At 72.1% G+C, this 23176-nt stretch carries 20 protein-coding genes; 15 read left to right on the forward strand and 5 right to left on the reverse strand.

What is annotated here, in order from left to right; all coding sequences use genetic code 11:
* The first annotated feature begins 130 nt into the window (after window positions 1-130).
* The 3 genes from LR269_RS07170 (at window position 131) to LR269_RS07180 (ending at window position 2690) form a co-directional block, all read left to right on the forward strand.
* Complete coding sequence (locus LR269_RS07170; RefSeq protein WP_231430071.1) at window positions 131-1279, forward strand: hypothetical protein; 1149 nt, start codon at window positions 131-133, stop codon at window positions 1277-1279.
* 212 nt (window positions 1280-1491) lie between these two features.
* On the forward strand, window positions 1492-2352 hold the full coding sequence (locus LR269_RS07175) for a T6SS immunity protein Tdi1 domain-containing protein (protein ID WP_231430072.1): 861 nt from the start codon (window positions 1492-1494) through the stop codon (window positions 2350-2352).
* Entirely contained in the window at window positions 2352-2690 is a 339-nt protein-coding gene (locus LR269_RS07180) for a hypothetical protein (RefSeq protein WP_231430073.1), read from the forward strand. Before LR269_RS07175 ends, LR269_RS07180 begins: the two co-directional genes overlap by 1 nt.
* A 15-nt stretch (window positions 2691-2705) precedes the next feature.
* Here the strand turns inward: LR269_RS07180 and LR269_RS07185 are convergent, their stop codons facing one another.
* Window positions 2706-3470: a hypothetical protein gene (locus LR269_RS07185; protein ID WP_231430074.1), complete on the reverse strand. Its 765-nt coding sequence runs from the start codon at window positions 3468-3470 to the stop codon at window positions 2706-2708.
* Window positions 3470-4117, reverse strand: a complete 648-nt coding sequence (locus LR269_RS07190; RefSeq protein WP_231430075.1) for a hypothetical protein — start codon at window positions 4115-4117, stop codon at window positions 3470-3472. Before LR269_RS07190 ends, LR269_RS07185 begins: the two co-directional genes overlap by 1 nt.
* 105 nt (window positions 4118-4222) lie before the next feature.
* Between LR269_RS07190 and LR269_RS07195 the strand changes: the two genes are divergently transcribed.
* The 3 genes from LR269_RS07195 to LR269_RS19005 all read left to right on the forward strand — a co-directional run bounded on the left by LR269_RS07195 (window position 4223) and on the right by LR269_RS19005 (window position 10405).
* Complete coding sequence (locus LR269_RS07195) at window positions 4223-5338, forward strand: hypothetical protein (RefSeq protein WP_231430076.1); 1116 nt, start codon at window positions 4223-4225, stop codon at window positions 5336-5338.
* A gap of 16 nt (window positions 5339-5354) precedes the next feature.
* Complete coding sequence (locus LR269_RS07200) at window positions 5355-9683, forward strand: FtsK/SpoIIIE domain-containing protein (RefSeq protein WP_231430077.1); 4329 nt, start codon at window positions 5355-5357, stop codon at window positions 9681-9683.
* A 116-nt stretch (window positions 9684-9799) separates the two neighbouring features.
* Window positions 9800-10405 (forward strand): FHA domain-containing protein, encoded by a 606-nt coding sequence (locus LR269_RS19005; protein WP_231430078.1) that lies wholly within the window; start codon window positions 9800-9802, stop codon window positions 10403-10405.
* A 123-nt stretch (window positions 10406-10528) separates the two neighbouring features.
* Here LR269_RS19005 and LR269_RS07210 read toward each other — a convergent pair whose 3' ends face one another.
* Window positions 10529-11164 (reverse strand): hypothetical protein, encoded by a 636-nt coding sequence (locus LR269_RS07210; RefSeq protein WP_231430079.1) that lies wholly within the window; start codon window positions 11162-11164, stop codon window positions 10529-10531.
* Window positions 11161-11892 carry a hypothetical protein gene (locus tag LR269_RS07215; protein WP_231430080.1) on the reverse strand — a complete coding sequence of 244 codons (732 nt, stop codon included), beginning with the start codon at window positions 11890-11892 and terminating at the stop codon, window positions 11161-11163. The genes LR269_RS07210 and LR269_RS07215 overlap by 4 nt, the downstream gene beginning before the upstream one ends.
* 225 nt (window positions 11893-12117) lie before the next feature.
* Here LR269_RS07215 and LR269_RS07220 point away from each other — a divergent pair, with 225 nt between their 5' ends.
* The 8 genes from LR269_RS07220 to LR269_RS07260 all read left to right on the forward strand — a co-directional run bounded on the left by LR269_RS07220 (window position 12118) and on the right by LR269_RS07260 (window position 21556).
* On the forward strand, window positions 12118-12411 hold the full coding sequence (locus LR269_RS07220; protein ID WP_231430081.1) for a WXG100 family type VII secretion target: 294 nt from the start codon (window positions 12118-12120) through the stop codon (window positions 12409-12411).
* Between the two features lie 64 nt (window positions 12412-12475).
* Window positions 12476-13135 (forward strand): WXG100 family type VII secretion target, encoded by a 660-nt coding sequence (locus LR269_RS07225; protein WP_231430082.1) that lies wholly within the window; start codon window positions 12476-12478, stop codon window positions 13133-13135.
* On the forward strand, window positions 13128-13436 hold the full coding sequence (locus LR269_RS07230) for a hypothetical protein (RefSeq protein WP_231430083.1): 309 nt from the start codon (window positions 13128-13130) through the stop codon (window positions 13434-13436). Before LR269_RS07225 ends, LR269_RS07230 begins: the two co-directional genes overlap by 8 nt.
* Before the next feature lie 96 nt (window positions 13437-13532).
* Window positions 13533-19589 (forward strand): glycohydrolase toxin TNT-related protein, encoded by a 6057-nt coding sequence (locus LR269_RS18900; RefSeq protein ID WP_304504446.1) that lies wholly within the window; start codon window positions 13533-13535, stop codon window positions 19587-19589.
* The gene (locus tag LR269_RS07245; RefSeq protein ID WP_231430084.1) at window positions 19586-19864 is read left to right on the forward strand and encodes a hypothetical protein; all 279 of its coding nucleotides are present in this window, start codon (window positions 19586-19588) and stop codon (window positions 19862-19864) included. Before LR269_RS18900 ends, LR269_RS07245 begins: the two co-directional genes overlap by 4 nt.
* 104 nt (window positions 19865-19968) lie before the next feature.
* Window positions 19969-20325 carry a hypothetical protein gene (locus LR269_RS07250; RefSeq protein WP_231430085.1) on the forward strand — a complete coding sequence of 119 codons (357 nt, stop codon included), beginning with the start codon at window positions 19969-19971 and terminating at the stop codon, window positions 20323-20325.
* A 145-nt stretch (window positions 20326-20470) separates the two neighbouring features.
* Window positions 20471-21037, forward strand: a complete 567-nt coding sequence (locus tag LR269_RS07255) for a T6SS immunity protein Tdi1 domain-containing protein (protein ID WP_231430086.1) — start codon at window positions 20471-20473, stop codon at window positions 21035-21037.
* A 9-nt stretch (window positions 21038-21046) separates the two neighbouring features.
* Window positions 21047-21556: an Imm61 family immunity protein gene (locus LR269_RS07260; RefSeq protein WP_231430087.1), complete on the forward strand. Its 510-nt coding sequence runs from the start codon at window positions 21047-21049 to the stop codon at window positions 21554-21556.
* 238 nt (window positions 21557-21794) lie between these two features.
* Here LR269_RS07260 and LR269_RS07265 read toward each other — a convergent pair whose 3' ends face one another.
* Entirely contained in the window at window positions 21795-22436 is a 642-nt protein-coding gene (locus LR269_RS07265) for a TNT domain-containing protein (RefSeq protein ID WP_231430088.1), read from the reverse strand.
* Between the two features lie 140 nt (window positions 22437-22576).
* Between LR269_RS07265 and LR269_RS07270 the strand changes: the two genes are divergently transcribed.
* Window positions 22577-23134, forward strand: a complete 558-nt coding sequence (locus LR269_RS07270) for a hypothetical protein (RefSeq protein ID WP_231430089.1) — start codon at window positions 22577-22579, stop codon at window positions 23132-23134.
* Window positions 23135-23176: the final 42 nt, after the last annotated feature.

Here is a 23176-nt window from a genome sequence, read left to right on the forward strand (position 1 = left end):
GGGGGCCGTTCGGCTTCTCCGCGGCGTCGACCCGCTGCCGGCATCGCCGCGCGGCGTACCGGCGCCGTGGTCGCCCATTGTTACAGTGGGCCCACCGCGGGGTACGAGGGTGCCCGGAAGGAGCGCGATCATGAGCAGCACGACGCCCGGATCAGAGCCGCTCGACGGCGACGCCGTGCCCGAGCCCGAGAGCCCGGACGCCGCGCGCGCGCCCGACGAGACCGCGGCCGTCGACGAGCCCGCTCCGGCCGACGGTGCCGCCGCCGACGATGCCCCCGCGCACGACGACGCCCCTGCCGATCCCGGTCGCGCCGACGGCGAGCCCGCCGCCGCAGCGCCGGGCGATGACGAGGTCGTCGCCTCGGTCGCGTCGACCGAGGGTGATGCGCACGACGCCGCCGTCGCGAGCCCGGGGGATGCCTCGCCCGCGGCAGCCCTCGAGGAGCCCGAGCCGACCGCCCCGGCCGACACCAGCGCGCTCGACGCGGCCGTGCAACGGGCGAACGCCGGCCACGAGGCATCCGACGACGACGTCGCGGCCGCCGCAGCGGCCGAACACGACGGCGTCGACGACACCGACGCCGTGCCGTCGCCCGTTCCGGCCGGTGCCGTACGCCGCGAGACCTACGTGCCGCCGTCGACCGCCGCGACGGTCGGCGCCGCCGGCGCGGCGACCCTCGCGCCGGAGCCGACCGAGGCGTTCGCGCCGTCCGCGCAGACCGTCTACGTGCAGGCGCCCGAGCCACCGAAGGCGAAGGGCAACCGAGCCTTCGGCGTGCTCGTCGCGCTCATCGGCACCGCGCTCTTCGCGCTGCTCTATGCGGGCGTCGCGTACCTGCTGCTGATGACGCAGGCGAACGTCGACGCGGTCAACGACGTGTACCTCGAGCGATTCCTCGCCAAGCCCGTGTACTGGGTGCCGATCGCGGCGTTCTTCATCGGGTTCGCGATCCTCGCCGCGATCGTGAACCGCGGCCGGTGGTGGGCGTACGTCGTCTTCGGCGTCCTCGTCGGCGCGCTCGTCTACTTCGCGTACATCGGCGGCGCGCTGCTGACGGTCGAGGCGTGGACGCTCACCTTCGACGAGGCCGCCGCGTTCGTCGGGCAGCGCTGGCTCGACCCGTTCGCGATCGTCGCAGCGGTCATCGCCCGCGAGGTCCCGATCTGGCTCGGCGGCTGGATCGCCGCCCGAGGCCGTACCGTCACCGAGCGCAACCGCGAGGCGTTGGAGGCGTACGACCGCGAGCTCGCGGCCGGGCCGCAGGCGCGGGAGGGCTGAACCGAGCGCACGAGGGGCCGGTCCGCACGGCGCGCCGCCGTGCGCGCCATGGTGAGCCGCGGTCCGCGCGCGCCCGCATGGGGACCGCTCCCCATTCCGTGCCGGACGGCCGCCGGTAGACTGCACGAGGCGCTCGGCAACGACCGGGCGCACGATCCGCGGGCGGACGCGCGACGGCGAGGCCGCGCGTCTCCGCCACGAGAAAGGCATCCATGACGAGGTTCCGCAGCTTCGACCCGGTCGCACCGATCTCCGACGCCACGATCGCGGACTTCGAGCCCCGCGTGCCCGCCGAGGTCGCACGGCTCTGGCGCTCGATCGGGGCCGGCATGGTCGGCGACGACGGATACTTCCGATTCGTCGACCCGGCGCGCGCGGCCGAGACGGTTGCCGGAGCCATGGCACTGCCCGAGGGCGCGACGGTGCTGTTCACCACCGCGCTGGGCGACTTCGTCATGCACAACGACGGTCGGTACTTCGTCGTCAAGGCCAGGTTCGGTGCCATCGACGTGATCGAGGGGGCGAGCTTCGACGACCTCGTCGCGTTCGTGGAAGATCCCGCCCAGCGGGAGGCCGCATGGGAGTGGCAGCCGTACCCCGTAGCGCGCGAGCGAGCCGGGGTGCCGGGCTTCGAGCAGTGCTTCGGCCACGTCGCGCCGTCGGTCGGCGGCCCTGCCGAGCCCGACGGGCTGCAGGTGGTCGGGCTCGCCGAGTATCTCTCGCTCGCGGTCCGCCAGGCGGGTACGCCGAAGGTGCGGCATCGGCTGCAGGTTCCCGCAGCATCGCGTCCCGACGCCGAGGCGGGCTCGACTCGTCTGGTCGAGGTCGGCACGGCGCTGTTCGCGAAGCTGACGACCGACCCCGTCCTCAACGTGCTCGAACTGCCCGACGGTCTCGGAGTGTGCCTCGTGCACGCCGCGAGGGGCGGCGGCAAGATCTACGTCGCGCCCGACGAGTCGGTGCTGTTCGTCGGCTCGGCCGTCGACTTCGAGTCGGGGCTCGGAGCCTTCCGCGACGGCGTGCGCACGCCGCTCGAGAAGTTCGACATCGACCGGACCGGGGCGGGCGCCTGATGGCCGACACGCTCGAGCAGCGCTGCGACCAGCTGCGCGGACCGGTCACCGAGCTCGTCGCCGTCAGCATCTCGGCCGCGTACCGGCCGCAGGACCTGCCAGAGCTGGGCCGGGCGATCCGCGACGTGCGCGGCATCCTCGCCGAAGACCCGTCCGGCCTGCCGGCGGGGGCCTTCGTCGAGTGGATCCCCACCGCCCTGCGCAATCTCGATCGCATGCAGGAGGCCGTCGACGCCGGTGACGCCGCCGCGTCGTACGCGATCCTGACTGACAAGACCGACGGGTTCATCCGACTCACGATCGGCTGCGCCGGCTTCCCGGGATGGGATCCGGCCTGAGCCTCACGCTGCGGCTCAGCCGCAGGCGACCGACAGCTCGGCCGGCGGCTCGATCTCGATCGGCTCGCCCCAGCCCTCGAACGCGAAGGTGCCGTCGCCGGTGCCGTCGGCGGCACGGAACTCCCGCGGCAGCGGAGCGCCGGAGCGGGCGACCGTGAGCACGCCGACGGGGGCGCCGGTCTGGCCGACGATCACGTCGATGAGGTCGGCATCGCCGAGCGGCGGCTCGACCGAGACCGATTCGCTCGACGCGAGGAGCGACTCGACCAGGTCACCGGGTTCGAGCAGGGGCGCCCATTCTGCGACGAGCGAGTCGTCGCCGGTGGCGCAGACGAACCCGTCCGCCGCGTCGGGGATCCCATGGGCGCTCGCATACGCCTCATTGCCACGAACGTACGTGCGTCCGTCGACGGCGACGACCTCGACCCGTTCGTCGCCCGCCGTGATCTTCGCCGCGTACTCGCCGGCCCGGCCGCGGTAGTCGACGGCGAGGCCGCGACCCGCGCGCGGCTCGGACCCGTCGCTCGGCGAGGTGAGTTCGGTGTAGGAGCCGTGGTACTGCACCGCACCCGCCCCGCTGATCGCCTCGGCGATCTCGTGGGTCGCGTCGGGGCCCGCGAGCAGCCAGAGGCCGTTGCCGGCGATCCGCTCGCCGTCGGGCGGCGCGAGCAGGTGCGTCGGCGTCGGCGGCGGTGCGGCAGGTGCACCGGTGCAACCCGCCAGCACGATCGCGCACGCCGCGGCCCCGGCGAGGCCGGCCGCACGGGCGGAGAACGACATCACGAGACCGCGTCGGCGGTGCACACGCTCTGGGCGCGCTGTGCGTCGAGGGTCGCCGCGTCGAGGGCGACGGCGGCGTCGCTGCCGCCGGGGCGCACGACGAAGCAGGTGCTGTCGTCGTAGACCGCCGCAGCGGAGTACAGCCAGGCCTCGGTGCCGCGCACGAACTGGGTGAGGTCGGTCGCCGTGCCGTCCCCGTCGACCGCGTAGAGGCTGTACTCGGCGTCGGGGCCGCTCCAGTCGAGATGCAGGTTGCCCTCGGCGACCTCGGCCGAGAGCCCGCTCACCGTGACCGAGTCGTCGGTCACGGCGGACACGATGAGGAGCGTGGCCGTGGCGGCGACGGCGACGAAGGTGAGGCCGACCGACACGAGGAAGGCCGGGTGGCGCCACCAGCGGCGAGCCTGCTTGGGGGCCTCGGCGAGCACCGGGAGCACCGAACCGGCGCTGCTGAGCGGTCGCGCCCCGCCGGCCGACTGGAGCGCGGTCTGGCCCTGGGCGGCGCCGAGGACGGCCTGCTGAGCGGCCGCGGCGCCGGGCACGGCCGGCTGACCGGGATGCCGCGTCGGGGGCGCCGCCGGCGCCGAGACCTGGTCGTGCGATTGCAGGGTGGATCGGAAATCGCGGCGTCGAGACGAGGCGGACATCGTGACCCTTCGTGCACGGTGGGCGCGACGGACGTCGCGGCTGAGCGCGTACCATGGTAACCCGAACGCCGAGCCGGGCGTTCCAGCGCGACGACGGGGAGACCGGTGACCAGATCGATCGGCCGTCGTGCGATCATGGCCGTCGTCGGTGCCGTCGCCTTCCTCGCGACGTTCGGCCTGTCGTTCGGCGCCTCGCAGGCGGTCGCCGACGAGGTGGTGCCGCCGGCCGCCTCGCCGACCGAGGTCGAGGTGCCCTACCTCGGCAGCACGACGATCGAGCCGGCCGCGGGCTGGCGCATCAGCGACTGCGGCCCGCCCGAGCAGGCCTCGCCGCTCGTGACGGCGTGCGATGCCGAGCACATCGTGCTGACCGCCGAGGCGTACGACCCCGAGGCCGGTGCGATCCTGCTCCCCGTGCCGCAGACCAATGGCGGCACGTCGATGGTGTTCCGCTACGTCGTGCGGCTCGCCCCGCCCGAGACCCCGGTCGCCCGCGACATCCGTTTCGGGTACCCCGTCGCCGCGGGCTCGACGGTCATGATCCCGATCAGCGCGCTCGACATCGAGTGCGCGGTGTGCAAGGAGGGCGGCCGGCTCGACGTCGTCGGCGTCGAACCAGCCGGCGCCGGCACCGCAGGTGCGACTTCGACCCACCTCGTGTTCCGGCCGAGCGCCTCGTACGCGGGGCTCGCCGGCGTCGGGCTGCGCTTCGCCGACGACTTCGGCACGTGGTCGCCCGAGGCGACGGTCGAGATCCCGGTCTACCGGCCAGAGGGGGTGCTCGTCGCCATGAACGTGTTCGTCGCGGCCGACGGGGAGTCCCAGACGATCGACCTGAACGAGCTCGCGTTCGATGTCGGCGGTGCCGAGATCAGCCTGCTCGGGTGCGGGGCGCCGATCCACGGATCGGTCGTCTGCCGTCCCGACGGCATCGCCGAGTTCCGTTCGCGGGGCGCCGCCGTCGACCAGTTCGACTTCCACGTCGCCTCGAGCGAGGGCGAGCAGGCCAGCGGCTCGATCACCGTCGTGGGTGACGGCGCAGAGCTTCCCGTATCCGGTCCGGTGCCGGCGACGACGATCGACGCCGACGACGATGACGGTGACGACGCGGGCGTCGTCTCGGCCATCGTGCCGCGGGTTCCCGTGGAGTCCGACTCGACGGAGCGAGTCGGCGTCTTCGCCCCGCTCATCCGAACGCTCGACCGTGCAGGCGTGCAATGACAGAGAGGTTGGCAGCATGACCGTCCGACTCACGATCGCCGACCCCGCGGGAGCGGCGTCGTACCTGCTCAAGGTCGACGAGGCCACGACGATCGGCGAGGTCGCCGAGTCGCTCGGCGTGCCGCACGAGTCGCTCGACCCGAGCGCCACGACCGCGACTCCGCTGGGCGAGTCGATGCTCCTCTCCGGTGCGACGGTTCCGCCGTCGAACTCGGTCGAGCTGGCGCCGGGCGCCCTCCGCCTCGAGGTCGTCGGCGGCCCGTTCGCCGGTGACACCGTCCCGCTCATGCCGGGCGGCACGATCTCGATCGGCAGCGGCCGGGCGGCATCGCTCGCGATCGCGGACCCCGCGCTCGCGCCCGAGCACGCGACGCTCGCGCTCGTCCGCACCGACACTGCCGACGGCCGGCCCGCACCGCTGAAGGCGATGCTCACCCCGGTCGGCGGTGCGCAGATGTGGGTCAACGGCGACGCCGTGGACGGCGAAGCCGAGCTCGTGCCGGCCGACCTGTTCCAGCTCGGCAACAGCATGTTCCGCATCGGCGTCGCGCCCGGCTCCGACGCCGACCTCACCCGCGACGCGCTGGGCGCACGCGCCTTCAACCGGCCGTCGCGCATCCACCCGTCCAAGAGCCAGCCCGTCGTCCAGCTGCCGGGCGACAAGCCCGACGACCCCGACCAGTCGCCGTTGCCGTGGCTGTCGGCGATCATCCCGGTCGTGCTCGGCGTCACCATGGCGGTGCTCTTCCAGCGCCCGATCATGCTCATGATGGCCGCAGCCAGCCCGATCATGGTGATCGGTTCGTTCCTCACGAATCGCAAGCTCGCCAAGAAGAAGGGCATGAAGACCGAGCAGCAGTGGATCGACGAGGTGAAGGCGGCGGGCCGGCGCATCGCCGAGCTCGCCAAGGCGCAGCGCCTCGACGGCTGGTACCGCATGCCCGACCCGGTCGTCATCGCGGACATCGCCACCCGCCCGCTCGCGCGGCTCTGGGAGCGTCGCCGAGTCGACGACGACGCGATGCAGCTGCGCGTGGGCGTCACCGAGGTGCAGCTCGACGTGCGATTCGAGGGCGGCGGCCGCGACCGCTCCGCCGAGCCCTCCGTCGGCGTCACCCCGCAGCCGGTGGCCGCCGACTTCAGGTCTGGCGTCGTCGGCATCGCCGGGCCGCCCGATGCCGTGCGCAACGTCGCGCGCGCAATGGTGACCTCGTACGCGACCCTGCGTTCGCCCCGAGACGCCGAACTCGTGGTGGTGTGCGACGCGGCTGACGACGCCGAGTGGGGGTGGACCCAGTGGCTGCCGCACACCCAGGCCACGAGCACCGTCGCGGCCATGCTCGGCAACACCGACGACACGCGCCGCGAGCGGCTGCGCGAGGTCGCGGTCATGCTCGAGAACCGGATGCGCAGCGCGGGCCAGCGCGGTGCCCCCGCGGCCTCCGACGTCCTTCTCGTCGTCGACGGCGCACGCGATTACCGGATGCTGCCGGGCATGGTGCCGATCCTCGAGCACGGCCCGGCGCACGGCATCCACGTGCTCGCACTCGACTCGGAGCGGGCGCGCCTTCCCGAAGAGGCGGCGAGCGTCATCCTCATCGACCCGTCCGACCCCGCGCTCGGCCGCTTCGAGACGGGCAAGGAGTACTACCCGACCGTGCTGCTCGACGGCGTCTCGATCCCGGCATCGCAGCGCATCGCGCGCAGCCTCTGCTCGATCCAGCACGTCTCGGGCGTCGGCGACGACGCGATGCTGCCCACGAGCGTGCGCATGGTCGACCTCCTCAATATCGACCTCGAGGACCCGTCGCCGATCATGCAGCGCTGGGCCAAGCAGCCGCGCAACACCTTCGTGGTCGTCGGCGCGAACGCCGACGGCGAGTTCGCGCTCGACATCTCGCGCGACGGCCCGCACGCGCTCGTGGCCGGCACGACCGGATCCGGCAAGTCCGAGTTCCTCCAGGCGCTCGTCGTGAGCCTCGCCATGGCGAACCGGCCCGACGCGCTCAACTTCGTGCTCGTCGACTACAAGGGCGGCTCGGCCTTCGCCGACTGCGAGCGGCTGCCGCACACGGTCGGCATGGTGACGAACCTCGACGCGCGCGAGACCGAGCGCGCGCTCGCGTCGCTCGACGCCGAGCTCAAGCGTCGTGAGGTCGTGCTGCGCGACATGGCGGCGAAGGACGTCGACGCGGCATGGGCGAAGGACGCCGACACCGCGGCCCGGCGGGGCCTCGCCCGGCTCATGATCGTGATCGACGAGTTCGCCGAGCTCAAGACCGAGCTGCCCGAGTTCATCGACGGCCTCGTGCGCATCGCCCGCGTCGGCCGTTCGCTCGGGGTCAACCTCGTGCTCGCGACCCAGCGCCCGGCGGGTGTGATCACCGCCGAGATGCAGTCGAACATCAACCTCCGCGTCGCGCTTCGCGTCACCGACCGCTCGGACTCGTCCGACGTGCTCGGCTCGGGAGAGGCCGCGCTCATCAGCGCCTCCACGCCCGGTCGCGGCTTCGTCCGGCTCGGACCGAGCGCCGCGCCGAGCGGCTTCCAGACCGCGCGCGTGGCGGGCATCCGCCCGGGTGCCCAGCGCTCGGTGAAAGTCCTGCCGCCCGCCGCCAAGCTCGAGTGGGAGACCCTCGGGTTCCCGGTGCGGTTCCCGAAGCAGCCGGCAGCGGTCGAGGAGAACCGGGATCACGACGACACCGACCTCCGTGCGCTCGTCGACGTCATCACCGAGGCGACGAACCGGCTCGGCATCCAGAAGAACCCGTCGCCGTGGCTCCTGCCCCTGCCGGCGGTGCTCCCGCTCGAGCGCCTCGCCGACGCTCCCCTCGCTCCAGCCGAACTGCTGCTCGGCCTCGAGGACGTTCCGGGGGAGCAGTCGCAGCGCAGCCTCACCTGGGATGTCGCGACGGGCTCGCACATCCTCTTCCTCGGCGGATCGATGTCGGGCCGGACGACGGCTCTGCGCACCCTCCTCGCCCAGGCGGTCCAGCGGTTCACGCCTGGCGACCTGCACCTCTACATCAGCGACTTCGGCAACGGCGCGCTGCTGCCGTTCGCCGACGCCCCGCAGTGCGGCGCCGTCGTCACGCAGCTCGACGGCGACCGGCTCCCGCGACTCATGCAGCGCATGCTCGAGGAGCTCGCGACCCGCCAGACCGTGCTCTCGAACGCGGGCGTCGGCCACATCAACGAGCAGCGCGCCCACGCCGACCCCGCGACCGCCCTGCCGTACGCGATCTTCGCGGTCGACGGCTGGGAGCGCATGCTGTCGACGATGAACCCCGACCAGCTCGTCACCTTCCGCGACCAGTTCATGCGGATCCTCCGCGAGGGCCCGGCGGTCGGCGTGCGCGTGCTCATGACCGGCGACCGCGGCATCTCGGGCGACAAGGTCTCGTCGTTCATCGACGAGCAGTACGCCCTGCCGATGCGCGACCTGAACGACTACCGCACCGCGGGCATCATGGCCAAGGACATTCCGCTCGACCTGCCGCCGGGCCGGGCGCTGTGGGGCGCCCAGGGCTCCGAAGCGCAGCTGGCGGTGCTCGTCCGCGACACGAGCGGCGAGGCGCAGACCACGGCGCTGCGTCGCATCATCGAGCACGTCCGCGACCACTTCGACCAGTTCCCGCAGTTGCAGGAGCTGCCGCAGCCGTTCCGCGTCGATCCGCTGCCCGGGTACATGGCCCTGACGACGGCCTACGAACTGCCGCTCGGCGACGGCGGCCCCGAGCACGGCATCGTCGTCGCGATCGGCGGCGACCGGTTGTCGAAGTACACGCTCGACTGGCCCGGCGAGGGCGGGTTCATCGTCGCGGGGGACCGGCGGTCGGGGCGGTCGTCGGCGCTCGCCGCGCTCGTGCACCAGCTCGCCTGGCGCAAGGAGCCGCTGCTCGTCGTGGCACCGCGAGCGTCGGTGCTCACCGAACTCGCCGATGCCGCAGGCATCCCGGTCATCCGCACCGGCGACGTGCAGCCGCCGCAGCTCGACGAAGTCCTCGCGCCGCTCGACGGGGCCAGGCTCACGGTCGTCGTCGACGATGCGGAGCAGTTCAAGAACGCGCCGATCGAGCACGCGCTCACGGGCATCAAGCACCGGGCGACCTTCATCGTCGCCGCCGACTCCGACTCGCTCTCGACGCTGTTCGGCGGGCCGTTCGTCGAGGCGAAGAAGGCTCGGCGGGCGTTCGTGCTCCGCCCGAACCAGGCCATGATCGGCACGCAGGCCGTCGGCGCGCCGATCCCGAAGTTCATGCTCGGGCACTCGACCCCCGGCGGCGGGGTGTTCCTGTCGGCCGGAGGCTGGATGCCGGCGAGGGTTCCCGACCCCCGGCAGTGATCGGGAACGGTGCGCACGCGGCACGTGCGCGAGGCATCCACAGGTGGATCGTCGCGTCGGCCGGAGAACATAGACTCGACGGGGTCGGTCGACCCGGAACGGAAAGGTGACGGACTGTGGCCTCTGCACGGTGCGCGTATTGCGACGCCACGCTGCAACCCAACAGCATGTTCTGCGCCGAGTGCGGCCAGCTCGTGCCGCAACTGAGCCGGCCGCCGGCGCCGGCGTCACTGCCCGGTGCGGCACGGCCGACGCCCGCGCCCGGCGCCGCGGCGGCGTCGGCGGCGCCGCGGCAGCCGATCGACCCGGTGCCGCTGCCCTCGCTGCTGCCGTGGCAGCAGGCGAGGGCGAACGAGCAGCCGGTCGTGGCATCCGCCCCGCCGGTGCTGCAGAAGGTCGAGCTCCTGTTCTCGACCGGGCAGCACGTGATGGTCAGCGGCCGGGCCGTCATCGGCCGCAAGCCTGCGCAGACCGCCGCGGCGACGGGGGTGCAGGCGATCGAGGTGCTCGACGACACCCGTTCGGTGTCGCGCGTGCACCTGTACTTCGAGCTCATCGAGGGGCGCATCACCGTCGCCGACGCCGGATCGAGCAACGGCTCGCACGTCGAGCGCGCCGGTCAGGAGATTCCGCTGGCGGGCTCGGGTGATGTCGTCGAGGTCGTCCCCGGCGACCGCGTATGGGTCGGCGACATCAGCTTCGAGATGCGCGCCGCCGCCTGAGCGGCGCGCTGCCGTCGCGCGAACCGGCGTCGCTCGGTGGGCGGCCGTGCCGCTCGACTGCGGAACCCGAGGGTCCGCGTCCGCGACCGTATCCGCGCCCCCGGAGGCGCGGCCGACAGCGACTCAGTCGCGCAGGAACGGGTCGAGGAATCCGTTGACGATCGTCTGGCTCGCGCGCGACCCGTACTGGTCGGCCGTCACCAGGCTGATCGCGTTGTAGGCATTGCCCGAGAGCGTCACGAGGGGCAGCGGCTGCCACTCGCGACCGACCTTTGCGGTCACCGCCACGTACGCGACCGAGTCGGCGGGCGCGAGCCAGGTCGCGAGCACGACGTTGCCGTGCTTGGCGACGGGGAGCGGGAGGTAGACGCGCGGGTCGCCCGTGCGGACGCGCTCGAGCAGCGCGCCGGCGTCCTGCGGGGCGACGGCCAGGTACGTGTTCACCCGCTGCTTCAGCTTCGTGCCGGTCGCGACGCGTTCCCAGCGGTACGACCACGCGAACAGCCAGATGAGGCCGCACACGAGCGCCGCTGCACTGAGCAGTACCGCGCCGGGAGCCACGAACGTGCGCAGGCCGGATCGACGTCCCTGCATGTCGGACGAGACCTCGACGAGCGCGTCGTACATGACGAACGAGAGCACGAGGCAGATCGCGCCGGCGGCGACCATGACGAGCGCCGCGATGATCTGGCCTCGGGAGCGCACACGACGCACCTCCGTGCTCGCGGCGTGCATCGGCAGTTCCTGCGGTTCGCTCACGCGATCCCCTTCTTCTCGACGGGCCACTTCAGATCGATCATCGGCCCCTTCCACTCGAAGTATGCGAACACCTTGGTGAACGAACGAGCCGGGATGCCTCGGCGCTCTGCCTCCCGGATGAGCACCTGCGCGGCCTGGAGCGCCGTGGCGTCGTCGATGACGGCGTCGAGCATCAGCGGAATCAGGCCGCGCCGAGTGCCGTCGAACCGGTCGAACAGCGTGACGCGGTCGGCGCCCCGCGCGCCGGCGAACGCGCGTCGGAGTGCTTCGCCGTCGCGGACGCCGATCTCGCAGAGGAGCGTCGCACTGCCCGACCTGACGGTCGCACGCGCGAGCGGGCCGGAGAACGGCAGGTCCTGGACGCGGGCGCTGCGCGCTCGGTCGTCGAGCACCCCGACGAACACGATCTCCGTCCACGGGATGAGGGGTGCCCCCGCGAGCCGGATCCCCTCGGTCTCGACGGCGACGGCGACGTCGTCGTCGGTCACGAGCAGGCCGAGCGCGCGGCGGCGCCGCGAGGCGAGGAGCACCGAGACCGCGCAGGCCGCGACGCCGAGGCTCGCGATCGTGATGGTGAACCAGCCGAGGCCGGCGATGACGGCGACGGCGAGGCCGACGGCGAGGAGCACCCCGATCGCGGCGCTGGTGAGCAGCATGCCCGAGTTCCACCGCCCCGTGCGGTCGACCTTCGCGTGGTCGACGTGTGCCTCGTAGACGATCTCCGGCACGACGTCACCTCCGTCAGATTTCGAGTGCCCTGCGGCACGTCAGCCTACCCTGTGCGCCCGGCCCGAACCGCGCCGGCATCGGCGCAGCGTCGGGCGCGAAGGGGATGGGGAGTTGTCCCCATCGGTGATCTGGGGCGGAGCAGGTAGCGTGGTGCAGACGTCGGGGTTGAACTGTCGGCTCCACGTCGTGTCAAGCAATTCTGTGCTGATTCAACGGAGGAAATCATGGCGGAGATCCGCGTCACTTCTGAGTCCCTCGCCGGCGTCGCCGGCCAGCTTTCGAGCGGGTCGCAGTCGATCGAGTCGCAGCTGTCGAACCTGAAGTCGCTCGTCGAGGGCCTCATCTCGGGCGACTGGTCGGGTACGGCCTCGCAGAGCTTCAACGAGCTCTACTCGCAGTGGGACCAGGCCGGCCTGCAGCTGAAGGAGTCCCTGCAGGGCATCAGCGACCTGCTGAACCAGGCTTCGCTGTCGTACGAAGACAGCGAGAACGCCATCGCCGGTACGTTCAACGGCTGACACCGGTCTATCGGGTGCCGGTGCATGAAGGTGCCGGCACCTTGCCACGAGCGAGGGGTCTGGGATGGTCTACTTCAAGGTACGCGCGGATTCGCTGAGCGAAGTCGCCGCGTTGATCGGCTCGGTCGTCACGACGTTCGATGCGAATCTCGCATCGGTCGATCGCGTCGTGACGCGGATGGCCGGGACGACGTGGGTCGGCGAAGACGCGGAGAAGTTCGCCGAGAACTGGGGCACGTTCCTGACCCTCGCCGGACAGGTGCGGTTGTCGTTGACCGGCCTGCAGCACGGGCTCATGGCGGCCGACGGCTCGTACACGCAGACCGAGTCGGGCGTCGGCGGCAGCTTCCGCCAGGGCCGGCAGGGGCTCGTCGCGGTGCGCAACGCATCGGGCGGGCTCGGCAAGCGCGTCGCCTCGGGCGAGGAGAAGGCCGAGGACATGGCCGAGTTCTTCGGCCGCGACTACGCGGGCGACGATGAGGTCGAGCAGTTCGGCGGCGGGGCCCTCGGCGCTCGTCGCGGCGGGCAGGCCACGGGTGGCGGCTCGGGCGACTCCGACGGAGACGGCGACGACGACTCGATCGGCACCGGGGTGTTCCGCCTCGACGCCGACGGCGAGCCGTACGTGCCCGAGGCGGGGCCGACGTTGACCGCATCCGGTGCCGAGGCTTCCGACGGCGAAGCGATCGTGCGCGGTGAAGGTGGAGGTGACGGTCGTGGCTGAGCAGCAGGCCGATACTGCGGAGTTGCAGGCGTTGGTGCAGACGATGGGCGAGCTGGTCGCGTACTGCTCCGCACTGAAGCAGGGTGCGAGCGGGTTCGCCTACATGCTCCCGGCGGAGTGGCAGGGTCCCGCGATGCAGTCGTTCCTGGGTGCGTTCAGCGCATGGGCCGTCGGAGCCACCGCGCTCGAGCAGACGGCCGACGGATTGCTGGCGCAGGCGCAGGTCACGTTCGATGCGTACACGGCGACGATCGAGGGACTCGATTCGTCGTGGGCGGATCTCGAGTCGAGTTTGGGGTAGTTCGTGGTACAGGTGCGGTTGGACTCGGCTCGGCTGGTCCAAGACGGTGAAGAGCTGTATGGCATCGCCCAGTCGTTGGACGGAGCGATCTCGGCGTTGACGTCGTCGCTGTCCGGTGCCGGCGGAATGGCGGGCGACGACAACGCGGCGGAGGAGTTCTGCCAGGGCAGCGACGGGTACGACGCCCTCGCCGGCCCGACGATCGACGGGGTGCGCTCGTTCGCGAACGGGCTGCGAATCCTCGACGCGGGCCTGTCCAACTCGGGGCGCGCGTACGACGGGGCCCAGAAGCCGGGTGCCGGGCTCGACCCGGCGACGGCGCAGCCGGCGACGGCGACCCCCTTCATCGACGAGTCGAAGTCGAATCCGCCGGACGCGCTGGGCGCCGGGTGGCCCGGGCCGCTGGGGGAGTTCCAGGAGCTCATCGAGTGGGGTCTGGCGCAGGTCGGGGTGGTCATCCCGACCGGCGACGAGGACAAGCTCGCCAACGCCGCCGAAGCGTGGGGGACCTTCGCCTCGAGCGTGCGCTCGGCGAAGTCCAAGGTCTCTGGCAGCATGTCGAGCATCTCCGCGATGACCGTGCCGCAACAGCAGTCGATGCTCTCGTGCCGCCAGGGCATCGCGTCGGGCCTCGGCGACATGGTCACGAGCGCCGAGGGCATGCAGACCTGGATCAGCGACTTCCGCACCCAGTTGCGCGACATGCGCGAGGAGCTGGGATGGTTCCTCAAGCAGATGGCGATCGAGATCGCCGCGGAACTGGCGATCGGCGGTCTCCTGTCGATCGTGACGGCGGGCATCGGTGCCCTGGCCACCGCGGCGAAGGTGTCGACGACGATCATCCGCTGGTGCGTGAAGATCGCGAAGCTCATCGAACGACTGCGCGACTTCCTCCGCGGCATCCGCGGCGTGCAGGGCGTGCTGGTGCGCGGCGGGCTGCGCGCGGCCAAGGAGGGCCTGCAGGCCGGCCTCGCGTCGGCGATCTCGACGGCGAGCGTGAACGCCATGCGCTCGGGCGACAAGGACTACACCTCGCAGGACGTCGGCACGGCGTTCCTCTCCGCGTTCGCGGGCGGCGCCGTGGCGTCGCCGCTGTCGCGGGTGCTCGGCGGGTCGGGTGGTCCCGGCCTCCGCAACGGTCTCCGAGAGGTCGCCGGTGAGACGGGGGCAGGTGCCGTCGACGGCCTCGCGAGCTCTGCGGTCGAGTCGGCGGTGACCGGCGAGGAGTTCAACCCGATCTCCGACATGGTGCTCGGCGCGCTGCTCGGCGGCTCGCTGACCGCAGGCGGTCGTGGCATCAACGCGCTTCGCCCGGGCGGGTCGGGTCACGGGCCGTCGGCGACCGAGACGCCCGGCATCGACGTCGGCTCCGACTCGCAGCCGACACCGGGTGGCGGCTCCGGCTCGTCGAACCAACCGGCTGGATCCGGCCCGGTCGACGTGTCGAACGATTCCCCGACGCCCGGTTCGGGCGACGCGGGTGGTTCGGGTGCCGGTGACGGCAGCCCGGTCGAGGTCTCGAACGATGCGCCGACCCCGGGTTCGGGCGACGCGGGTGGTTCGGGTGCCGGTGACGGCAGCCCGGTCGAGGTCTCGAACGACGCGCCGACCCCGGGTTCGGGCGACGCGGGTGGTTCGGGTGCGGGTGACGGCAGCTCGGTCGAGGTGCCGACGGCTCCCGAGGGTGGTTCGCCGACGGCTCCCGAGGGTGGTTCGCCGACGGCTCCTGCGGCTGGTTCGCCGACGGCTCCTGAGGCTGGTTCGCCGACGGCTCCTGAGGCTGGTTCGCCGACGGCTCCTGAGGCTGGTTCGCCGACGGCTCCTGAGGCTGGTTCGCCGACGGCTCCTGAGGCTGGTTCGCCGACGGCTCCTGAGGCTGGTTCGCCGACGGCTCCTGAGGCTGGTTCGCCGACGGCTCCTGAGGCTGGTTCGCCGACGGCTCCTGAGGCTGGTTCGCCGACGGCTCCTGAGGCTGGTTCGCCGACGGCTCCTGAGGCTGGTTCACCGACGGCTCCTGAGGCTGGTTCACCGACGGCTCCTGAGGCTGGTTCACCCACGGCTCCCGAGGCCGCTGCGCCGACGGCTCCCGAGGCCGCTGAGCCGGCTTCGCCCGAGAGCGCGTCGCCGGAGGCTCCTGAAGCCGGCACCCCTGCGGCGGCCGCATCCGGAACGTCGACCTCGGCGCCGACGTCGGGTGCGACGGCCCCGGCCGACGTCGATGTCGACATCGAGTTGACCGATGTGCCCACGCAGCTCGACGGCGACTCGGTCGCGGCCGAGGTCGGGTCGTCGAAGGACGGCGACGCCGAGGCATCCCCCGAGTCGAATGAGCTCACGCTGGAAGACGTGGCTCCGGTGGCGGGCGCGGGCGCCGCAGCGGCGGGGGCCGCCGCCCTGCTCAGCAAGCCCTCGATCCTGCCGACGAACCTGTTCGGCGGCTCGGGCACCGCAACGCCCACGACGTCGTCGGCCGCCGGTGCCGGAGCGGGCGGTGCGACGCCGGCCACTCCTGCGGCACCCGCCGGCGCCCAGCCGGGCACTCCTGGCGGCACCGCGGCGGGCGACGGCTCGGCGCCGCAGCAGCCGGCCAACGGCACCGGTGACGGCTCGAGCGCCGACTCGAACCAGCCGTCGGGCAACCACTCCGACCGTACGCTCGCGGAGATCGATCAGGCCCTCGCGCAGATCAACCCGCACTACGACCCGTCCGACCCGGCCAACGGGTACGCCACGAACTGCGGCAACACCTCGTCGAACCTCAACGACTTCCTCAACGGGACGTCGTCGGCGGAAGCCACGACCGGCACGCTCGACATCTCGCAGATGGAGGCGCGCACCGGCAACCCGCAGACGCCGATGACGCCGGCCCAGATCGACGCCACGCTGCGCGACATGGGTCCCGGGTCGCACTGCGTGGTCGGCATCGACCGCTCCACCGGCGACGGTCACTGGTTCAATGCGTACTTCGACGGCACCACGGTGTGGTCGCTCGACGCGCAGACCGGCAGCCGCTCGCCGTGGCCGCCGAACGAGCCGAGCGCGACGACCTGGGACGCGTCGATCCAGCCCGAGCACGTCACCAACCCCGACGGGTCGAAGCCGAACGCGAAGCCCGACGCGTCGACGCCCAGTGCGCCGGACGCGACGACGCCGAGTGCGCCGAGCGCGACGACGCCGAGTGCGCCTGCTGCACCGACGGCGCCGCCCGCCCCGAGCACGCCGGCCGCGACCGCGCCCCACTCGGGAGCACCGGCACCGGCATCGCCGGTCGCGACGACCCCGGAGGCCACGGCGTCCACCACCCCCGCAGGCTCGGAGGGTACGTCCTCCGGGACGGATGGCGACGGCGGTGACCGGAGCGGTTCCGGGTTCACGAGTCAGGCGACCGTGTCGCCGACGCACCCGTCGGATGGCTCGGCGGGGCCGGGCACGACGTACAACGGCTACAACATCCCCGATCTGACGCCCGAGATCCGGAGCCAGCTGACCGCCCTCGCGGCGCAGCCGAACTCGCCGATCGTCGCGAACGACGATGGCTCGTTCTCGCTGAAGAACGCGATCACGGTCGACGCGTTCAACCGGAAGGACCCGAATCTTCCGAAGAACCCGAACCATGACTGGGCCGAGTTCCAGCGCCAGGTCGGTCTGCAGCAGCAGGGGCTGAACGACCTCACGGTGTCGGAGTGGCAGCACAACATCAACTTCTACGACCGCGAGAACCGGGTCGCGCAGGACCTGCAGAAGTCGGCGTTGAAGACGTTGACCGCCAACGGCGTACGTGTGACCTACCCGACGCCCGCGGTGCTGCACGGCCCCGATCAGATCGCGGGCGGCCGGGCCGACCGTTTCGATGGCGCGGGTCACTCACCGATCAACAGCGCGCTCGGTGCCGGGTGGCCGGGCCGTCGTCTCGACGACCTGCGTGCGGATGTCGCGGGTGCTGTGCGGAAGATCGATCCGGCGCTGCGCGCGCACATCAAGCTGAACGTCCAGCTCGGTGCGCACAATCTCGAGACCGGTGTCTCGGCCACGCAGGCGACCCTGACCTCCGCGAAGCCGGTGACGTCGGGGCCGGCTCCGGCGCCGGGAGCCGCAGGTTCGGGGGCGCAGGCCGGCTCGGCCCCGGCAGCGCCGGGCTCGTCCGCCGCGAGCCCGGCTCCGGCGCCCGCCGCCGCGGCGACCGCGCCGGCTGCGAGCACGTCGACCGCTGCGACTCCGGGTGCGTCGACGGGCGCAACGGGCGGCGCGAACGCGACCTCGGTGTCGCGTGCCGGTGCCGGCGGCACCACGAGCGGTGCGGACGCGGGTGCGACGCGGGCGGCCGCGGTCGGTTCTGCCGATGGTGCAGGCAGCCCGTCGGCGTCGACCGGCACACCGTGGACCCCCGAGATGGGCGACCCGGTGCTGTCCGGCGCCGATCACGGCCCCAGCTGGGAGCGCGTCCCCGACCATGCGTCGACGAGTCCCGTCGACCCGAACTACGGCGACGTGCGCAACCCGGGCGAGAGCGGCCACCTGGCCGACCCGTTCGCCCACCCGGGAACGGTCCCCTCGGAGATCTCGCATCTCATCACCGACCCGGAGGCGCCGTACGGCCGTGGGGACGACGGCACGCCGTACACGCGTGACGAGTGGGAGAGCCGCTACACCAACGCGCAGGGTCGTCCGGTCTACCCGGGCAACCACGGCGCGAACCCCGACACGTTCGTCGAATACTCGGGCCCCGACGCGCTCGACGCGTTCGTCCGCGACTACGGCGACGAGCTCGACCGGATGGGTGGCCCGTACGGAGACTTCCTCTCCTTCCCCGGCACCCCGTTCGAGGCGCGGTCGCTGCCGCCGAGCAACTTGAGCGACCCGTACTCGATCTACCGGTTCGGCGACTCACTTCCGGCGGGCACCCGTATCGAGGTCTCCGAGATCGCGCCGGCGTTCGGGCGCGACGGCGGCGGACTGCAGGTACGGATCCTCGACTCGGACGGCAATGCGCTCACGGTCGACCAGATGATCTCCGACGGCACCCTCGTGCGGACGGATGTCGACGGCGCTTCGGGAACGTACTCGGACCCGCGGTCGCCGATGTCGCCGGAGGATGCCGCGGGGCGGCCGATCCCGACCCCGCACCCGACTCCGGCGGATTCGTCCGACGTTCCGGCCGCGCCAGAACTGTCGCGAAACGGGTCGGCGACCCCGCCGACCGGTGCGACCGGACCGGCGGCGACGGTCGACGCGGGCACGCCCGAGTCGACGTCGACCGACGCGGGCACGCCCGAGTCGACGTCGACCGACGCGGGCACGCCCGACTCGTCTTCAACCGATGACGGGACGCCCGACCCTGAAGCGGGCGACCCCCAGACCACCGTGGCTGAGACCACCGAGGCGGAGACCGCCGATGCTGAGACCACTGCGGCGCAGACCGGTTCGGAGACGGCTGAAGCCTCGCCCGCTGAGGACGCCGACGCGGATGCCGCATCCCAGCCGTCCCTCGCGGACCTCTGCGAGGTGAACGGAAACGGCGCTTCGCAGGCTTCGATCGACCAGGCGCGGGTGCAGGCCGAGGAACTCTTCGGTGGTCTCGCGCCCGAGAACCGTGCACTGCTCGCGGCGAATCCGGTGGCCATCGACATCATCCCCGCGGGGAAGAAGCTCACCGAGCTTGCGGAATATGCGCACCTGGCGGGCCTGCAGACCTTCGACGGTCGCCAGTGGGCCGACGTCCGGGGAATCCAGGATGTCGTGAACGGGCGGGTCAGGGTCGCCATCGGTGAGGAGGCGCTCGCAGCCGTTCCGCAGGGCTACGGGCCCGGCTTCGTCGCCGCACACGAGGGCGGTCACGGGCTGCAGCGTTCCGCACTGACGCCCGATCAGGTGAACACCCTCGCGCAGCTCCACGCCGACCGCGTCGCCGCTCGGCCGGTCGTGAACAGCGGCACCGCCGGGGGATCCGGCCACAAGGACTGGCTGGATCCCGACTGGTACTCGGCGGCGAACAAGGAGGAGTACTTCGCGAACTCCGTGGCCGCCTACCATGGTCACGCGTACAGTCCGAACGCGGCGGTGACCGCGAAGTACACGCGGGAGTGGCTGCGAGTGAACGATCCGAAGATGTTCGCTCTGATCGATGGGCTCTACGGAGCGAAGGGAGCGCAGTGAACCGGATCCAGGAAGACCCGCCCCGGTATCGGGTGTTCGCCGGTGATCGTCTCGCCCTCGAGCTGCGGGGCGAAGGCGGGATCCTCGTGAGCACGTCGACGCCACCGCCGCCGCCCGGCGCACCGCCGGTGACCCATCCGTTCGCGACGGCGACCTTCTACATGTCGGTGAACGAGGGTGAGCTCGGCAGTCTGCTCCGGGGCGCCGCCGATCTCGATTCGTTCCTCGACTCGGTTCGAGCGCTCGGGTACCGGGTCGAATCCGTGCACGAGTGAGCGGACGTCGTTCCGCCCACCCCGCCATGCCCGCGCGGTGTCGCGAAGTTCTCATAGACTGAGGCTTTTCCGAGTCACCGCCCGAGCGAACTGGAGGCCCAGTGTTGGATGCCGAGACGATGCGCTTCGTCGATGAGGCCGTTGGGTTGCCTGCCGAGGAGCTCGAGGCGGCGTTCGACCGGCTGGTCGACCTGCGCTCAGAGGGCGGCAAGGAGGCGAGCCGCGCGGCGGTTCCGTCGGCGAGCGAGAACTCGGAGCTCGATCACCGCATCCGTGCGGGGCTGCTCCCTCGGGCCGATGAGCTGGATGCCCATCTGGTGGGACTCCACTCCGATGCGCGGGCGGCGATCTCGACGACGGCCCGTGCGATCTTGAAGCGGCGGAAGCTGACGGTCGAGCAGTTCGCCGTGCTCGTCGAACCGTTCGCCGGGCGCGTCGGTCTTCCGGAACACGACGCCTGAAGCCCATGGGGAGTGCTCCCCATTCCCTCCCGCACCCCGCTGGGTAGACTTCCCGGGTGGCCGAGTGCTGACCGCCGCGGAGGCATCCGGCTCGCCCGGATCGGACACGACGAGCTGATCAGACCCAACTGAGGAAGGCGTACGCATGACGAGGTTCCGGAGTTTCGAGCCGGTCGCTCCCATTTCCGACGAAACGATCCGGGCCTACGAAGGACAGGTGCCCGCCGAGGTCACCGAGCTCTGGCGCACGGACGGCGCCGGCCTCGTCGGAGACGGCTACTTCCGCCTCGTCGATCCGGGCCGCGCCGCGCAGATGCTCGAGGGGGTCATCGGTCTGCCCGAGGCATCCACCGTGCTCTTCACGACGGCGCTGGGCGACCTGGTGGTGCACGTCAACGGGCTCTACCTCGTGTACAAGCCGCGCTGGGGGGTGATCGACCTCGTCGAGGGCGCGAGCTTCGACGAGCTGGTCGCCCTCGTCGAGGACCCGGCTCAGCGCGACGTCGCCTGGGAGTGGCAGCCGTACCCGGCCGCCCGCGACCGCGATGGCGCGCCCGGGTTCGAGCAGTGCTACGGTTTCGTTCCGTTGCTCGCGCTCGGTGGCCGGCCCGACGCGGGAAACCTGCAGCTGTCGGGCCTCTACGAGCACCTTGCGGTCATCGCGCAACTCGCCGGTCAGCCGCAGGTGCGCGCACACCTGCAGACGGCCTAGTCTTCGGCGATGGATGCCTCGGCTGAAAGGTCCGATCCGATCGTCGACTACGCCGCCGACGGGCGCGTCGTCACGTTTCCGTCGGCCGACGCGGTGCTCTCGATCGGTGACATGGAGATCCTGTACGAGATCCGCGCACGCGAGGGCGGCTTCGAACTGACGCGTCAGGCGCGGAACGAGGTCCCACGGCTGCTCGTGTCGAGCAGCGAGATGGGTCTCGTCCGGAAGTACCTGCTCATGCTGCTGAGCGTGCACGTGCGCTCGCACCTCCGGCAGCGGCCCATCCGCTTCCCGGGTTCCCCTGAATCGCTTCCGGCAGGATTCGATCTCGAGACGGGCGAGGCCGAGCAGACGCTCCGCTGGGTGTCCGACGGCGAACCGCACGCGGCGATCTTCCCGCCCGGATCGACTGCCGCATCCGAGGCGGCGAAGTTCACCTCGGTCGCGCGCCGCACCGAGGAGGAGATCATCGCGTCGCTCGAGCACCCGGGCGGGCGCCCGCTGTTCCTCATACGCTGACCGCGATCCGAGGCGGAGAGCTCGCATGGGCGGAGTCGTACTCTTCGGATGGCGTCGGTTCCGTGCCGGCTCGCGCGCTGGCGATTTCGTGTCTGAAGGCGCGACGTGCCCGAGGTGAACGTCGGTGAGACCGCCATCGAGGGCAGCGTCATCGCGGTCCGCAGTCCGCTGCGAGCATGCGATCAGAGGCGCGGCGGCCGGACCGGACGCTCCGGCGCCGGCGTAGGACTGCCGGCGTTCAGACCGCGGGCGCGGGGATCAGTTCGACGCGGCGGAGCCGGTCGGCGACCACGAGGTCGCGGATGCCGACGTAGTCGTCGGCGAGCGTGAAACGCAGGCCGCCACCCGGCTGCCCGAACCACGGCTGCACGAGCGCGGCCCGCACGAGCACGTCGCCGGCGGTGATGAAGCGGTGCAGCGCGGCGCCGTCGACCAGCGCGGTCGGCGGCAGGGCACGCGCCTCGACCGACGTGCCGCTCGGGAAGAGCTGCACGCCGTCGAGGGCACCGATGCGGTCGAGCACGAGGCCCGCCGGCAGCTCGATGAGCAACGATGTACCGTCGGCCAGTCGCGCGCGGAGCTCGTCGTAGTGCCCAGTGGCGCTCGCGGCGACCGATGCGAGGGCCGTCTCGTTCGCTCGCTCGGGCGCGGGCAGCGGCCGGGCGAGGTACTCGAGCGCACCCGCCGACGCCTCCTCGGCGGTGGGCCAGCGTCGCAGCACGACGGCCTGGCCGTAGTCGACGGTCACGAGTTCGAACCCGGATGCGGCCGGTCTGAGCACGAGCCCGCCCTGCAGCGGCTCGTCCGTCTCGCCGGGCAGCAGCAGGTCGCGCGGGCCGAGGCCGCGCTCGGCCAACGCTCGTCTCAGATCCTCGAACATGCGGTCAACGATAGCCGCTGGCGAGGGTTCGCGCCCGGGCCGGGCATGGGGAGAACTCCCCATGCACGGCGAGGCCCGCCATGCACCGGCGGAGCCCGCGTCGTCCCCGGCCACCGGGCCTGCATGGGATGCTGGTTGGCATGAGACTCGAACTCGATGCGCCGAACACCGCATGGCTGCGCGTTCCGGCCGAGGCGGCGACCGACGGCGACGAGGCCGCGGTGTGGGCCGATGACGTGGTCGCGGGCTTCCTCGGTCGCCATCCCGATACGACGGCCGAACGGCTCGACGCCGTGCGCGCACTCGCCGCGGGAGCGCCGTCGCGCATCCTGCCGGGCGCGGCCGTCGGACTGCTGTACCTGCCCGGCCCCGGTGCGGCGGCGCTCGTCGTGAGCATCGGCGTCACCGAGCCGCAGCAGATCGCGGGCTCGCTCGTGCGCGCGCTGCTCGGCGATGCCGAGCTCGAGGGGCGCCCCGCCGTCGACCCGATCGAGGTCGCCGGCCTCGGCACGGGCATCGCGGTGCGCTGCCGGTTCGCGCCCCAGCCCGGCCTGCGTCCGGCTGCCGGCCTGGCCTACCTCCTGCAGGGCGATCGCGCGACCGTTCGCGTCATGGTGAGCCCCGCACCCGAGGAGCTCGTCGCGCACGCGGCGGCGTCGCTCGACTCGATCGTCCGTTCGCTCCGCGTCGTCGACTGACGCGAGGCCGCACCGGCCGTCCCGGCGACGCGGCCGGCGATC

This window comes from Agromyces sp. S2-1-8 (assembly GCF_021129215.1).
In the GTDB taxonomy this organism is placed as follows: Bacteria; Actinomycetota; Actinomycetes; order Actinomycetales; family Microbacteriaceae; genus Agromyces; species Agromyces chromiiresistens.

Excerpts from the sequence above, each read along its gene's own strand:
- LR269_RS07175 (WP_231430072.1), top strand. The coding sequence starts at position 1,492 with ATGACGAGGTTCCGCAGCTTCGACCCGGTCGCACCGATCTCCGACGCC.
- LR269_RS07225 (WP_231430082.1), top strand. The coding sequence starts at position 12,476 with ATGGTCTACTTCAAGGTACGCGCGGATTCGCTGAGCGAAGTCGCCGCG.
- LR269_RS07255 (WP_231430086.1), top strand. The coding sequence starts at position 20,471 with ATGACGAGGTTCCGGAGTTTCGAGCCGGTCGCTCCCATTTCCGACGAA.
- LR269_RS07220 (WP_231430081.1), top strand. The coding sequence starts at position 12,118 with ATGGCGGAGATCCGCGTCACTTCTGAGTCCCTCGCCGGCGTCGCCGGC.
- LR269_RS07270 (WP_231430089.1), top strand. The coding sequence starts at position 22,577 with ATGAGACTCGAACTCGATGCGCCGAACACCGCATGGCTGCGCGTTCCG.
- LR269_RS07260 (WP_231430087.1), top strand. The coding sequence starts at position 21,047 with ATGGATGCCTCGGCTGAAAGGTCCGATCCGATCGTCGACTACGCCGCC.
- LR269_RS07265 (WP_231430088.1), bottom strand. The coding sequence starts at position 22,436 with ATGTTCGAGGATCTGAGACGAGCGTTGGCCGAGCGCGGCCTCGGCCCG.
- LR269_RS07170 (WP_231430071.1), top strand. The coding sequence starts at position 131 with ATGAGCAGCACGACGCCCGGATCAGAGCCGCTCGACGGCGACGCCGTG.
- LR269_RS07200 (WP_231430077.1), top strand. The coding sequence starts at position 5,355 with ATGACCGTCCGACTCACGATCGCCGACCCCGCGGGAGCGGCGTCGTAC.
- LR269_RS07180 (WP_231430073.1), top strand. The coding sequence starts at position 2,352 with ATGGCCGACACGCTCGAGCAGCGCTGCGACCAGCTGCGCGGACCGGTC.
- LR269_RS07190 (WP_231430075.1), bottom strand. The coding sequence starts at position 4,117 with ATGTCCGCCTCGTCTCGACGCCGCGATTTCCGATCCACCCTGCAATCG.
- LR269_RS07185 (WP_231430074.1), bottom strand. The coding sequence starts at position 3,470 with ATGTCGTTCTCCGCCCGTGCGGCCGGCCTCGCCGGGGCCGCGGCGTGC.